Source organism: Rhodanobacter sp. UC4443_H10 (assembly GCF_052978325.1).
This window is the reverse complement of record NZ_CM129668.1, coordinates 296,833-311,511: the sequence shown is the minus strand read 5'-3', so window position 1 is coordinate 311,511 and position 14,679 is coordinate 296,833. Positions and strand designations below refer to the sequence as shown.

The window sequence follows — 14,679 nt, the reverse complement described above, 5'->3', positions numbered from 1 at the left end:
TTTCGGGAATGCTGATTCTATGGTTGCCGCGCGGGCGGCGGCGTGCTGGCGGCGCTGGCCGGCGCCGCGGGAGCGCCTTGCCGTCCGGAAATGGGGGCGTGCAGCCGCTCGCTCAAGCCGTCCACCCGCTTGAGCAGTTCGGCCGGAGCCACGCGATCGAGCAGGCTCGGCGCTGTCGACGAGCCGGCCGGCCCGTGCGGCAGCACCGGCGCCGACTTGAGCTTGTCCAGCACTGCATCGGGATGCAGGTGATCGCCCACGCTGGCCGGGATGTTCTGCCCCAGCCACGCTGCGGCGCCCTGGAACTGCGGCAGCAGCACCGATTGCTGCCACCACGATTCGCGCGTCACCGCAGTAAGCCCCACCAGGAAAACCAGGATGGTGACCACCAGTGCACCACGCACGAAACCGAACAACACGCCCAGCAGTCGATCGATACCGCTCAGGCCGGTGCTCCAGATCAGCCGTCGGGCGGCAAAGCGCACGAGCATGCCCAGCAACAGAATGCCGAAGAAGCAGATCGCGTAGCCGAGTCCGATCCGCGCCATGGGCAGCGAGATCGAATTCTCGAACAAGGCCGCCACATCCGGCCCGAACACCGCCGCCATCCAGAAGGCGGCGATCCAGGTGGCCAGCGACAACACCTCCGCCACCAGTCCGCGCATCAGGCCGATCAGCACCGACAGCGCAAGGATGGCCAGAATGATTCCGTCGAGCCAGTTCATCCGTTCAACCGGCTCGCGCGGACGCCACGCCCGGCATATGACTGCGTCGCCGGCGTACCTTCATCACCGCGGCCGCGGTGTCGTTCAGGGCACCGAAACGACATTGCCGTCGATGCCCAGCTTGGCCTTGATCTGGTCGTGCACGCGCTGGGCATCGGCACGCTGGGTCTGCGGGCCGGCGCGCACGCGCCACAGGGTACGGCCACCGGACTGCACCGAGTCGAGGAAACCGTCGAAGCCGGCCGCGCGCAACTTGTCGCGCAAGGCGGTCGCGTCGGCCTGGCTGCTCACCGCCGCCAGTTGCACCGCCCAGCCGCCGGCCCTGGCGGCATGGGTGGCCGTCGGCGTGGTGCTCGTGGACGTCCCCGCGGTATCGCCGCCCTGCTCCACCTTGGCCGGCACGCCGGGAATCGCCTGGGTGATCTTCAGGCGCGCCGCCTCGGCGGCCGTGCGCGTTTCGAATGGACCGGCGGTAACCAGCGTGCGCGACTGCCCGGCCCGCGTGATCACGCGGCCCGATACCGGGTAGCCCAATGCGCGCACCCGGCTCTGCAACTTTGCCGCGCCACTGGCGCTGGCGTAGGCGCTGAGGTTGATCGTGTAGCTGCCGTGTGCCGCAGCCGCCGTGACCGGTGCCAGCGCGGGTGCGGGCGTCGGCTCGGCCGGTTTGGCCGCCGGCCGGGTCGGCTCGCTGGCCGGCGCGGGTTTCGCTGCGACCGTGGCTTTCGGCATCGGCGCGGCACCCGTGTCGCGCTGCGGGATCACCGGTTGCGCCGGCGAGGTGCCGCTGCCGGTCGTCACCGTGGTCGGCGCGGGCGTCCGGCCTGCCTGGGGGTCGAGTTCCACGTCGCGCGGGCGGTTCGAGTCGATGGTGACCGTGGCGATGCGGTCGCCCGACGCCGCAGCGGTCGCCGCGCCGGCCGGCACGCTGGCGGCGGCGGACGGGTCGAGGCTCATCGTCCTGGTTTGCAGGTCGCGGTCGGGTGCAGGCGGAATGGCCAGGCTCACTGAGCGGTCACCGCCGGGGGTGGGCGGGCTGTCGGTGAAGAACATCGGCACAAAGATGACCGCCAACGCTATCAGGACGGCAGCTCCCAGCAGGCGTGTTTTCAAGTTTTCGCTCCCAGGCGGCGAACGCGATGCGCAATATGGCGATTATACCTGCCGGCGCCCGGCGCCATGCGGCGGCTCACGGCGCATGTTCAGCCATCACCGCGCTGGCGACGAAAAACGAGCCGAACGCCAGGATGCAGTCGCCCGGCTGCGTGGCCTGGCGTGCCGCAGCCAGTGCGGCAGCCACGTCGGGATGGGCGTCGAACGATGCTTGCGGCAAGGTGGCTTTCAGCTTCTCGGACAGCGCCGCCACGTCCATGCCACGCGGCGAAACCTGCTCCAGCCCGGCCAGATGCCAGTGCGCGATGCGCGCACCCAGCGCGCCGATCACCCCGGCCACGTCCTTGTCGGCCAGCGCACCATAGACGGCATGCACTGCGCCGTGCGCCGATGCGTCCAGCCACTCGGCCAGCGCCCGCGCGGCCTGCGGATTGTGGCCCACGTCCACGAACACCGGCGGCTCGCCGCCCAGCGCCTGCAGTCGCGCCGCGATCCGCACGTCGTGCAGGCCGGCGCTGGCCGCGGCGAACAGGGTGCTGGGCGAGAACGCCTCGTCGCCCAACGCATGCAACGCAGCGATCGCGGCGGCGGCGTTGGCGTGCTGCACCGGCGCGGCGAGATAGGGATCGGGCAACTCCATCGCACTGCCGTCGCGGTGGCGCCAGCGCCAGCCGTCCTCGTGACGCTCCACGCTGAAGTCGATGCCGGCGCGCTCGACCTGCGCGCCGCGTTCGGCCAGCGCCGCAAGCAGGCCGTCGGGCGGGTCGAGCTGGCCCAGGATCGCCGGCCGCCCGCCGCGCGCGATGCCGGCCTTCTCGCGGCCGATGCTGTCACGGTCGGGGCCCAGCCATTCCATGTGGTCCAGATCCACGGTGGTGATCACGGCCACGTCCGCATCAATGATGTTGACTGCGTCGAGTCGGCCGCCCAGCCCCACTTCGAGCACCGCCACGTCGACACCCGCGCGGGCGAACAAGTCCACCGCCGCCAGCGCGCCGAACTCGAAATAGGTCAGCGGAATCTCCGCGCGCGCCGCCTCGATGCGTTCGAACGACTCGATCAGCGCGGCATCGGTGACCGGCACGCCGTCGATGCCGATGCGCTCGTTGTAGGCCAGCAGATGCGGCGAGGTGAAGGCGCCGACGTGCCAACCGGCCGCCTTCAGCATCGCCTCCAGCAGCGCCACGGTCGAACCCTTGCCATTGGTGCCGGCCACGGTGATCACCCGCGGCGCCGGCCGTGGCGCGCCCATGCGCTGCCATACCTCGCGCACGCGATCGAGCCCCAGTTCGATGGTGTGCAGGTTGACGCGATCCTGATAGCTCAACCACTCGGCGAGGGTGCGGGGCATGAACGGGTTACTCGATGAACAGGCGAAGGGGTCGCCCATTGTCGCCGAACCCGGCGCAGGAACGTACCGATCAGACAGCCGGCACTGCCCTCACAATCCCGCGCCACGCAACCGCAGCGCGTTGCTCACCACCGACACCGAACTCAGGCTCATCGCCAGCGCGGCGATCATCGGCGACAAGGTGATGCCGAACCACGGATACAGCACGCCGGCCGCCAGCGGCACGCCGACGGCGTTGTAGACGAAGGCGAAGAACAGGTTCTGGTGGATGTTGCGCACGGTGGCCTGCGACAACCGGCGCGCGCGCACGATGGCGCCGAGCTCGCCCTTCACCAGCGTTATCTGCGCGCTCTCCATCGCCACGTCGGTGCCGCTGCCCATCGCGATGCCGACATCGGACGCGGCCAGTGCCGGCGCGTCGTTGATGCCGTCGCCGGCCATCGCCACGCGACGGCCTTCGGCGCGCAACGCGTTGACCACGGCGGCCTTGTCGGCGGGCGAAACGTCGGCATGCACCTCGTCGATGCCCAGCGTGCGCGCCACCGACTGCGCGGTGGTGGCGTTGTCGCCGGTGAGCATCACGATGCGCAGGCCGGCGGCATGCAGCGCCTGGATGGCGGCGGGCGTGTCCGGCTTGATGCGGTCGGCTACCGCCAGCAGCGCGGCGAGACTGCCGTCGACGGCGAGGAACATCGCCGTGGCGCCGTGTTGGCGCAGTTGTTCCGCGCGAGCGTTGGCATCGTCGCCGATGGCGGCATGCGACTCGGCCATCAGCCCGGCATTGCCCAGCGCCACCGTGCTGCCATCCACCGTCGCGCTGACGCCGCGCCCGGTCAGCGAGCGGAACTCCGTCGCCCCCAGCTTCGGCACGCCTTCGGCGTCCGCAGCCATCACGATCGCCCGCGCCAGCGGATGCCCGCTCGGCCGCTCCAGCGCGGCGGCCAGCGCCAGCAGGCGTTCGCGCGGCCGGTTGCCGAGGATCACCAGCTCGGTCAGCGCCGGCTTGCCCTCGGTCAGCGTGCCGGTCTTGTCCACCACCAGGGTGTCGATGTCGCGCAGGGACTCGATCGCGCCGGCGTCCCTGAACAGCACGCCGTGCTGCGCACCGCGCCCGCTGGCGACCATGATCGAGATCGGCGTGGCCAGGCCCAGCGCGCACGGACAGGCGATGATGAGCACCGACACCGCCGCGATCAGTGCATGCGTGAGGCGCGGTTCCGGCCCCACCATCGCCCACGCGGCGAACGCCAGCACGGCCACCACGACCACCGCCGGCACGAACCACGCCGCCACCTTGTCGGCCACGCGCTGCAGCGGCGCGCGGCTGCGCTGGGCGGCCGCCACCAGGGCCACGATCTGCGCCAGCATCGTCTCGCCACCGACCTTCTGCGCGCGCATGGTCAGCGCGCCATCCTGGTTCACGGTGCCGCCGGTGAGCACATCATCCTTCGCCTTGGCCAGCGGCATCGGCTCGCCGGTGAGCATCGATTCGTCGACATGGCTTTCGCCCTCGATCACCACGCCGTCGACCGGGACCTTCTCGCCGGGGCGCACGCGCAGCACGTCGCCGGCCTGCACTTGCTCCAGCGGCACATCGGCCTCGCTGCCATCGACGGCAATCCGCCACGCGGTTTTCGGCGCCAGCCTCAGCAGCGCCTTGAGTGCCGCGCCGGTGCGCCGCCGCGCGCGCAGCTCCAGGAAATCGCCCAGCGTGACCAGGGTGACGATCACCGCCGCCGATTCGAAGTACACCGCGACGCGGCCATGCATGTCGCGGAAGCCGTCGGGGAAGATCCCCGGCAGCACGAACGCCACCGCGCTGTACAACCACGCCACGCCGGTGCCCAGCGCGATCAGCGTGTACATGTTCGGCGACCAGGGCTTCAGCGAACGCCATCCGCGCGCGAAGAACGGCGCGCCGCCCCACAGCACCACCACGCTGGCCAGCACCGCCTCGACCCACACCGCCACGCCATCCCATGGCGCGGACAGATGCCAGCCGGACAGATGCGGTCCCATCGCCAGCGCGAACACCGGCAAGGTCAGCGCCAGCAGCCACCAGAAGCGCCGCGTCATCGCACCCAGTTCGCCGCCGTCGTCCTCGTCCAGCGAGGGCATCATCGGCTCCAGCGCCATGCCGCACTTCGGGCAATGGCCGGGGCCGACCTGCTGCACTTCCGGATGCATCGGGCAGGTGTAGATCGTGCTGGCCGGTGTGGCCGGCGCGGGTTTGCGTTCACCGAGGTATGCGGCCGGGTCGGCCACGAATTTCTCGCGGCAGCGCGCGGAGCAGAAGTGATACGGATGGCCGTCGTGGTCGGCGCGGTGCTTCGCGGTGTGCGGGTCCACGCTCATGCCGCAGACCGGGTCCTTCGCCAGGTGTGCGCCATGCGCAGCCGCGTGTGAGGCGTGGTCATGATGGTGCGCCGCAGGCTGGGCCAGGTAACGCGCCGGTTCCGCCTCGAACTTGGCCTTGCAGCCGCCGCAGCAGAAATGGAAGGCCTGCCCGTCGTGCACCGACTGATGTTTCGACGTGGCCGGATCGACCGTCATGCCGCAAACCGGGTCAATCACCGCCGAAGGCGTGTTGTCGCCACCGTGGCAGCAGGCATGCGCGTTCATGGCGACACCTCGTCACCGCTGAGCGCGCGCAGGATCGGACATTGCTCCGGCTTGCCGTGCCCCGGACACGATGCCACCAGCTCCGCCAGGCCGTCGCGCACACGCTGCAGCTCGACGATGCGCTGCTCGATCGCCGCCAGCCGCTTCTGCGCGCGCTGTTTCACCGCTTTCACCCCGCGCTGGCGATCTGCCGACAGCGCGAGCAGTTCGCGGATCTCTTCCAGCGTGAAGCCCAGATCCTTGGCACGGCGGATGAAGCGCAGCTGCGTCACCGCGCCCTCGCCGTAACTGCGATAGCCGGAGGCACGCCGCTGCGGCTCGGGCAACAACCCTTCGCGCTCGTAATAACGGATCGTGTCGATCGCCACGCCGACGCGCCTGGCGACGGCACCGATGGTCAGGGAGGAGGCTTGCGTGTTCATGGGCATAGTCTAGACCTTGGATCAAGGTCAAGAGTCAAGCATCAGCTTCCCTTTCGTCGCGACATTTGCGACAACTCTCCCGTTCCATTCAGATCCACGACATCATCGCTACAGGGGAAAACGCATGAAGCATCTCGTTCACGGCCTCGTCGCCGTCTTTGTCCTTGCCCTCATCTCAGGCTGCGCAACCACGCGCACCCAGATGTCGCTCGACGTGCCATCGCCGGGTTCAGCGGTAGTCAGCGGCGGCAAACCGGTGGTCATCGACGCCATCCATGACGTGCGCGTGTTCGAAACCGATCCGGACGACCCCAGCACGCCATCCTTGAAGAAGGGCGCCAGCTACGCGCTGGATGCAACGCAACGCAAGCAGGCCATCGCGCGCAAGCGTGGCGGCTTCGGAAAGGCATTCGGCGACATCCTGCTCAAGCCCGGCCAGAACGTGGAGTCGGTGACCCGGCAGTTGTTGACCAATGCATTTGCCAGCCGCGGCTACAGCGTCGTGGATGCAGCCAGCGCCCCGGCGAATGCGCCACATGTCAGCGTCGACATCCGCCAATTTTGGGCGTGGTTCACGCCCGGGTTCTGGAGCGCCAGCATCGAGGCGAAGCTTGACACCTTGCTCAAGATCGACAGCCCTCAGGGGCATCGCCAGGTGACCGTGAAGGGATACGGCCACAACTCCATCCAGGTCGCTCGCGAAGCCAACTGGCAACTGGCCTACCAGCGTGCATTCGAGGATTACCTGAAACAGTTCGCCGACGCCGCCAACAACAACGGGCTCTGAGTCAGGCGTAAAAGCCATAAGAACGCCATCTGCGTCACTGGAGGACAGGAAGCGGCGTGCATACGCGCCGCGTGAAGGTGTTGAACCCCTCTCCCCTCGGGAGAGGGGTAGGGGCGAGGGGCGGCCGAAGCGCGCGCTGGGGACCCCGAACCCTCATCCATCGCTTCGCGCCATCTTCCCCAGGAGGGGGGTGAAGTGCTTGCCCGCCGAAGCAAGCTGTCCTCAGATCACAAAGACAGCTGCTCGGCCTACATCCTCGTCTTCCCTTCTGAACTCGATATCCGGTCAATCCTTGCGCACGAACCCCTCGCCGCTCCAACCCTCGCTGCCCACGCCGTGGTGGACGAAGAACAGGCCGTCGGGATCGTAGCGGCGCTTCACGGCGAGCAGCTTCGGGTAGTGGGTGCCCCAGAACGCGGCCTGCCAGTCGCGCTGGAAGTAATCGCTCTCGGAGACGTAGGCACCCGCGTTCGGCGCGACCTTGCGCAGGGCGGCCATCGCCGTGCCGATGCTGGCGGCGGCGCGCTGCGCCTTCGCCAGATCCGGTTTCGGCATGCCCGGAAAGGCCGGTGCACCGCCGCCGGCGATGATCGCCAGCGCAAACGCATCGAGCACTTGCGGGTTGGTTGCGGTGTCTCTCGCTGCGGCGATTTCCGCCGCGGGCGCGCCGGCCAAGCCCTTGTTGAAATGCAGGCCCACGCTCCATTCGCGCGCGGCGTCGAACAGCGCATCGACCAGTGCACCCTGGCGATCCTCGTGCAGCAGCGTGGCCGGCAACCACGCCGACTGGTAGGCGTGCAGGAACCAGGCCGCCTCCCCCACATTGGTCGCCCAGTAGGCATGGTGCTTCGGCGCGCCGGGCCGGTTGTCCGCCACCATTACGCCGGGCGCATTCTGGCGCATGAAATCCACGTCCCACATGTGCTGCGCCGGCATCGCGAAGATCTTCATCGGATCGGCGTAGCGATATTCCGCGCGCGCCTTCACCCAGTCGAGGAACGGCGCCCAGACCTTTTCCATCTGCGCCTGGTCCAGCCCGTGGCACAGCATGCTCAGTTCCAGCTTGCGGCCGCTGAAGCCCATCTGCTCGCCCCAGTGCGGATTGAACAGGTCGCTGCGATAGAACGCGATCGCCCGGGCGATCAGCGTGCGATAGGCGGCATCGGTGGTGGCCTCGATCGTGCCGAACACGCCACCGAAGAACGCCGGCAGCTCGCGCGTGCGCAGGGTCAGGCGCGTGACCACGCCAAGGCTGCCGCCGCCGCCACCCTTGAGGCCCCAGTACAGATCCGGATTCGTGCAGGCGTTGGCGATGCGCACCTGGCCGTCGGCGGTGACGACTTCGGCTTCCAGCAGGCCCGCCGCCGCGGTGCCGTAATGCTTGGAGAAGCTGCCGAAGCCGCCGCTCTGCACCAGCCCGGCCACGCCCACCGTGGTGCAGCCGCCACCCTGCACGTAGCGGCCGCCCCTGGTGGTTACAGCGTCGTAGGCGTCGATCCACATCGCGCCGGCGCCGATGCTCACCGCCGGCTGTGCGGCCTGCTTGCCCGCGCAGCCGTGGCCGACGAAGGCGTCGTGCAGGGTCACGTCGTGCATGTGCCGCGTCCACACCAGCAAGGAGTCGGGCGCGTTCGAGGTGCCCTGGTAGCTGTGGCCGCCGCCTTTCACGACGAGCCGCAGATGATGCCGACGGGCAAAGTTCACCGCGGCGACCACGTCGGCCGTGCTCTCGGCGGCCACGGCGTACGTGCTGGGCTGCGAGGCCCAGGCATCCAGCCAGCCGCTGGTCTGGGTCAGCGCGGGGTTGTCGCCGACGTAGAACGGATTCTTGATCTGCGCCAGCGCCTCGGCCCGGGCAGCGGCAGTCGCCCCCGGCGCGAATGGCGATTGCAGTTTCAGCAGGCGTCCGCCGACCTGCTGTCTCAGCGTTTCCCAGGCGTCGGCGTCGGGCCACGCCGGATCGCCCGGCCGCACCCGGCGCAGCAGTCGGGAAAGATGGTTGCGGGTACCGGCCAGCGCCCGGGCGACCGGCGACAGCGCCAAGGGCAGGAGCGTTGCGGCGACAGCGGCCTTGAGCAGATCGCGGCGGTTCATGGGCGTTCCGATGGTGGGGTCGAGGGCTCCATCTTGCAGCGCCTCCGGCCGCGCTGTCGCCCGCCAGGTGACGGATCGACCCGTCACGGGGACGGACGGCAGGGCTGCGGGGACGGGTCGCGGGGCTTTGCGTAGAATCGCCGGATGAACGAACGCCCCGGCCTCAGCTTCGACGATTTCCAGCGCTGGCGGCGACCCATCGAAGTCGGCTTCTGGGTGGCCCTGGTCATCCTCAACGCCGGATTCAATGCGCTGGTTGCGCTGACCGATCATCCCGACGTGGACACGTGGAAACCCTGGGTGTGGGAGTTCAGCAGCGCCCTCCTGATCCTGGCGCTGATCCCGTTCGTGATCGCGCTGGAACGCCGTTGGCCGTTCCGCGTCGATACCTGGCGGCACAGCCTGCCGCGCCACCTGCTGGCCACGGTCCCGTTCAGCCTCATCCATGTCACCGGCATGGTGGCGCTGCGTCGGCTCTGTTACGCGCTGGTCGGTTCCCACGACCAGTTCGGCGCGCACTACGGCTACGAGTATCTGAAGGACATCCGCACCTATTTCGTCATCATCGCCCTGCTGTGCCTGTCGCGCCTGTGGCTGATCCGCTGGCAGGGCGAGGCGCGCTTGCTGGCCGCCCCCGACGAGGGACAGCCGGCCGAACCGGTCGAGCGGCCCGAACGCTTCCTGGTGCGCAAGCTGGGGCGGGAATTCCTGCTCAATGCCAGCGAGGTCGAATGGCTGCAGGCCTCGGGCAATTACGTGAACCTGCATGTGCACGGTCGCGACTACCCGCTGCGCAGCACCATGGCGGCGATCGAGGAGCGGCTGGACCCGGCGCGTTTCGTGCGCGTGCACCGCGGCTATTTCGTCAATCTCGACTACCTCGCCCAGATCGAGCCCTTGGATACCGGCGACGCCCGCCTGACCATGCGTGACGGTGCCACCATCCCCTGCAGCCGACGCCACCGTGCTGCCTTGCGCGAGCGTTTCGGCGGCTGAGCGGGCGACAGCGCGGTGCGGGCGGAATGGGCTACGCTGGGCAGACCGGTCGGTCATCAAGGGGCAACAGATGAATACACGCATCCTCGGCGGCATCGCGCGGGCGCACAGGGCGTCGACCGTGCTGGTCATCGCCGCACTGCTGGCATGGAGCCTGCTGCAAACCGCCACCGCGGCCACCCCGGAGCAGTCGCGCTGGGAGCGCCAGGCGCAGGCGGTGACGATCACCCGCGACGACTGGGGCATCGCCCACGTGCACGGCAAGACCGATGCGGACGCGGTGTTCGGCATGGCCTACGCCCAGGCCGAGGACGACTTCAACCGGGTCGAGACCAACTACCTGATCGCGCTGGGCCGGCTGGCCGAGGCGAAGGACGCCGACGACTCTGCGCTGTGGCAGGACCTGCGCCAGCGCCTGTTCATCGATCCGGCCGAGTTGAAGAAGCTGTACGCGCAAAGCCCGCGCTGGCTGCGCCAGCTGATGGACAGCTGGGCCGACGGGCTCAACTACTACCTCGCCACCCATCCCGACGTGCACCCGCGCGTGCTCACCCGTTTCGAGCCGTGGATGGCGCTGTCCTTCACCGAAGGCAGCATCGGCGGCGACATCGAGCGGGTGGAGCTGGCACCGCTGAAGGCGTTCTATGGCAGCCCGGCCGACGCGCCGCTGGCACAGGTGCACACGCAACCCAGCTGGATCGAGCCGACCGGCTCCAACGGCATCGCGATCGCGCCGAAGCTCACGGTCGATGGTCACGCGCTGCTGCTGATCAACCCGCACACCTCGTTCTTCTTCCGCTCCGAACTGCAGATGTCCAGCGACGAGGGGCTGAATGCCTACGGCGCGGTGACTTGGGGCCAATTCTTCATCTACCAGGGCTTCAACCCGCACGTGGGCTGGATGCATACCTCGACCGGCGTCGACGTGGTCGACGAGTTCGCCGAGACCATCGTGCACCGGGACGGCAAGCTGTTCTACCGCTACGGCAAGGAACTGCGGCCGGTGACGTCACGCCAGATCACTTTGTCGTATCGCGACAAGAGCGGCGCGCTGGCGCAGCGCACGTTCACCGCGCACTTCACCCATCACGGCCCGATCGTGCGCGAGGCGGACGGCAAGTGGATCGCCGAAGCACTGATGAACAAGCCGATCCCCGCGCTGGAGCAGAGCTGGCTGCGCACCAGGACGCATGATCTCGCCAGCTACATGAAGGTCGCCGAGCTGAAGGCGAACTCGTCCAACAACACCTTGTTTGCCGACGACAAGGGCGAGATCGCCTTCCTGCTGCCGCAATTCGTGCCCAGGCGCGACAACCGCTTCGACTACACCAAACCCGTGGACGGCAGCGATCCGGCCACCGACTGGCAGGGCCTGACGCCGCTGGACCAACTGCCGCAGGTGGTGAACCCGCCCAATGGCTGGACCTTCAACACCAACAACTGGCCGTATTCCGCCGCCGGCGCGTACAGCCCGAAGCAGGCCGACTACCCGCGCTACATGGACACCTTCGGCGAGAACCCGCGCGGCCTGCACGCGATCCGCCTGCTCACCGACATCAGGCAGGTCACCCTGCCCTCGCTGATCACCGCCGCGTTCGACTCCTACCTGCCCGCGTTCGCGCGCCAGTTGCCGATCCTGATCGCCGACTACGACGCGCTGCCCGCCGACGATCCCCTGCGCGCGAAACTCGCCGGGCCGATCCAGTTGCTGCGCGACTGGGACTACCGCTGGGGCATCGCCTCGATGCCGACCTCGCTGGCGGTGTTCTGGGGCGATACGCTGTGGGACGAAGTGAGCAAGGCCGACACCGCCGAAGGCCTGTCGATCTACGACCGGATGGCCGCCAAGGCCGGCGCCAAGGCGCGCCTCCATGCGCTGGTCGAAGCCTCCGACCGGCTGACCCAGGACTTCGGCAGCTGGGGCGTGCCGTGGGGCGAGATCAACCGCTTCCAGCGCATCAACGGCGACATCGTGCAGAAATTCGACGACGCCAAGCCCAGCATCCCGGTGCCGTTCACCTCCTCGCGCTGGGGTTCGCTGGCCTCGTTCGGCGCGCATCGCTGGCCGGGTACCAAGCGCTACTACGGCACCGGCGGCAACAGCTTCGTGGCTGCCGTCGAGTTCGGGCCGAAGGTGCATGCGCGGGCGATCACCGCCGGCGGCGAAAGCGGGCACCCCGATTCTCCGCACTTCAACGACGAGGCGGAGCGCTACACCACCGGCAACCTGCGCACTGTGTACTTCTGGCCGGAACAATTGAAGGGCCACACCGAACGCAGCTATCACCCCGGCGGGTAAAAGCTGAACGGCAACGACGGTCGAGCACATAACCTTGTCATCGACCTGGTTATGACTTCCGTGGAATGACCTGCGCATGCGCCAACCCGGTGCGCAGGTCGCGGACCGCGGAGCGAACCCATGAAGCGTGGCACCCAGTCACTGGTGGTGATCGGCAGCGTCGTGCTGGCGTTGCTCGTGGTGGCACTGATCGTGATCGCCACGTTCGACTGGAACCGGCTGCGGCCGTTCATCGGCGACAAGGTCAGCCAGGCGATCGGCCGGCCCTTTTCCATCAACGGTGACCTCACGCTGGACTGGCGCCGGGACCGCAGCCGCAGCGGCCCCGCCGCCTGGATGCCGTGGCCCGAGTTCACCGCGCGAGACATCCGCATCGCCAACCCCGACTGGGCCGCGCAAACGCCATTCGCGCAGCTGGATGCGCTGCGCTTCCGGCTCTCGCCGTGGGCGCTGCTGATGCATCGCATCGAGGTACCCAGCGTGCAACTGGTGAACCCCAGCATCGACCTGGAGCGCGACAAGGACGGCCGCGCCACTTGGCACTTCAATTCACCGAAGAAATCCGGGCCGTCGGCATGGCATCTGGACGTGGGCTCGGTCGGTTTCGACCACGGCGTGATCCGGCTGGATGACGCGGTCACGCAGACCAGGCTCAAGGTCGCCGTGAAACCGTTGCAGGCGGCGATTCCCTACGACGACATCGTGGCGCAACAGAGCGCCGACGCCCGCAAGCAGGCGCAGAAGACCACCGGCAAGGCCGCCGCCAAGGCGCCGGAAGTGCCCAGGGACAAATCGGCCAGCGCGACCAGCTACCAGTTCGCCTGGCAAGCCAGCGGCACGTACCAGGGCGGTGCGCTCACCGGCGAAGGCAAGACCGGTGCCGTGCTGGCGTTGCAGGACGCCAGCCGGCCCTTTCCGGTGCAGGCCGACGTGCACATCGGCGACAGCCACATCGCCCTGGTCGGCACGCTGACCGATCCGCTGCAACTGGGCGCGCTTGATCTGCGCCTGTGGTTCTCCGGCAGCAGCATGGCCAAGCTGTACCCGCTGACCGGCATCACCCTGCCCGATACGCCGCCCTACGCCACCGAGGGCCACCTGAGCGCCAGGCTGGGCGAGGGCTCCGGCCGCTATCACTACCAGGACTTCCGCGGCCACGTCGGTGGCAGCGACCTCGCCGGCGACCTGTTGTTCGTCACTGGCGGCGAACGACCGAAACTGAGCGGCAAGCTGCACTCGAACCTGCTGCGCTTCGCCGACCTGGCGCCACTGATCGGCGCGGACTCCGACACCGCCAGGGTCGACCGTCCCGACAGCTCGCAGCCGGCCGACAAGCTGCTGCCGGTAGCGCCGTTCCGCACCGGGCGCTGGCAAACCATGGACGCCGACGTGGACTTCAGTGCCACCCGCATCGAGCACGGCAAGGCGCTGCCGATCGACTCGCTGCACACGCACCTCGTGCTGAGCAACGGCGCGCTCTACCTCGACCCGCTGACCTTCGGCGTGGCCGGCGGCACCGTGCGCAGCAACATCACCCTCGACGGCAGCCGCGCGCCGATGCCCGGCGTGCTGGAGCTGCATGCGCGCCACCTGAAGCTGAAACAGTTGTTCCCGCAGTTCTCGCCGATGCGCACCAGCTTCGGCGAGATCAACGGCGACGCCAACCTCACCGCCGAAGGCAATTCCATCGCCGCCCTGCTCGGCAGCGCCGACGGCGAGCTGAAGCTGCTGATGAACGACGGCGCGATCAGCAAGACGCTGCTGGAAACCGCCGGCCTCAACGTGGGCAACATCATCATCGGCAAGCTGTTCGGCGACAAGACGGTGGAGATCAACTGCGCCGCCACCGACATGGTCGCGAAAAACGGCCTGTTCGACATGCGCCTGTTCGTGTTCGACACCGACGACGCGCTGATCAAGGTGGATGGCACGGTGAATCTCGCCAGCGAGAAACTCGACCTCGACGTGAAACCGCACACCAAGGGCCTGCGCATCCTCTCCCTGCGCTCGCCGCTGTACGTGCGCGGCACGCTCAAGCATCCCGACGTCGGCGTGCAGAAGGGTCCGCTGCTGCTGCGCGGCGCCGGCGCCGTGGCCCTGGGCGCCGTCGCCGCACCGGCGGCCGCGCTGATCGCGTTGATCGCACCCAGCCACGAAAACGAGGACAGCGGCGAGAACACCTGCCGCGCGGTGCTGATGCAACTGCGTGGCTCGGGCCAGAAGACTCAATCAAGCGGGAAATGACCATCTGTCGGCGGTTTCACCGCACG

General features: G+C 68.5%; 10 protein-coding genes. 4 read left to right on the top strand and 6 right to left on the bottom strand.

Going from position 1 to position 14,679, the window contains the following annotated elements:
• Window positions 1-17 precede the first annotated feature (17 nt).
• From ACVCMB_RS01335 to ACVCMB_RS01315, 5 genes are all read right to left on the bottom strand, one after another.
• A complete protein-coding gene (locus tag ACVCMB_RS01335; RefSeq protein ID WP_447105949.1) occupies window positions 18-725 on the bottom strand; it encodes a CvpA family protein in 708 nt (235 codons plus the stop codon).
• An 84-nt stretch (window positions 726-809) separates the two neighbouring features.
• Complete coding sequence (locus tag ACVCMB_RS01330; RefSeq protein WP_447105948.1) at window positions 810-1,838, bottom strand: SPOR domain-containing protein; 1,029 nt, start codon at window positions 1,836-1,838, stop codon at window positions 810-812.
• Window positions 1,839-1,914: 76 nt separating this feature from the next.
• Entirely contained in the window at window positions 1,915-3,189 is a 1,275-nt protein-coding gene (gene folC, locus ACVCMB_RS01325) for a bifunctional tetrahydrofolate synthase/dihydrofolate synthase (RefSeq protein WP_395117659.1), read from the bottom strand.
• A gap of 90 nt (window positions 3,190-3,279) precedes the next feature.
• Complete coding sequence (locus tag ACVCMB_RS01320; RefSeq protein WP_447105947.1) at window positions 3,280-5,811, bottom strand: heavy metal translocating P-type ATPase; 2,532 nt, start codon at window positions 5,809-5,811, stop codon at window positions 3,280-3,282.
• Entirely contained in the window at window positions 5,808-6,233 is a 426-nt protein-coding gene (locus tag ACVCMB_RS01315; protein WP_395117655.1) for a heavy metal-responsive transcriptional regulator, read from the bottom strand. The genes ACVCMB_RS01320 and ACVCMB_RS01315 overlap by 4 nt, the downstream gene beginning before the upstream one ends.
• A 16-nt stretch (window positions 6,234-6,249) precedes the next feature.
• Here ACVCMB_RS01315 and ACVCMB_RS01310 point away from each other — a divergent pair, with 16 nt between their 5' ends.
• Window positions 6,250-7,020: a YajG family lipoprotein gene (locus ACVCMB_RS01310; RefSeq protein ID WP_447110580.1), complete on the top strand. Its 771-nt coding sequence runs from the start codon at window positions 6,250-6,252 to the stop codon at window positions 7,018-7,020.
• A gap of 285 nt (window positions 7,021-7,305) precedes the next feature.
• Here the strand turns inward: ACVCMB_RS01310 and ACVCMB_RS01305 are convergent, their stop codons facing one another.
• Complete coding sequence (locus ACVCMB_RS01305) at window positions 7,306-9,114, bottom strand: FAD-binding protein (protein ID WP_447105946.1); 1,809 nt, start codon at window positions 9,112-9,114, stop codon at window positions 7,306-7,308.
• A gap of 144 nt (window positions 9,115-9,258) precedes the next feature.
• On the opposite strand from ACVCMB_RS01305, the gene ACVCMB_RS01300 reads away from it, so the two are divergent.
• From ACVCMB_RS01300 to ACVCMB_RS01290, 3 genes are all read left to right on the top strand, one after another.
• Window positions 9,259-10,110: a LytTR family DNA-binding domain-containing protein gene (locus ACVCMB_RS01300; protein ID WP_395117649.1), complete on the top strand. Its 852-nt coding sequence runs from the start codon at window positions 9,259-9,261 to the stop codon at window positions 10,108-10,110.
• Between the two features lie 70 nt (window positions 10,111-10,180).
• The gene (locus ACVCMB_RS01295) at window positions 10,181-12,409 is read left to right on the top strand and encodes a penicillin acylase family protein (RefSeq protein WP_395117647.1); all 2,229 of its coding nucleotides are present in this window, start codon (window positions 10,181-10,183) and stop codon (window positions 12,407-12,409) included.
• Between the two features lie 120 nt (window positions 12,410-12,529).
• Complete coding sequence (locus tag ACVCMB_RS01290; RefSeq protein ID WP_447105945.1) at window positions 12,530-14,653, top strand: AsmA family protein; 2,124 nt, start codon at window positions 12,530-12,532, stop codon at window positions 14,651-14,653.
• Window positions 14,654-14,679 lie beyond the last annotated feature (26 nt).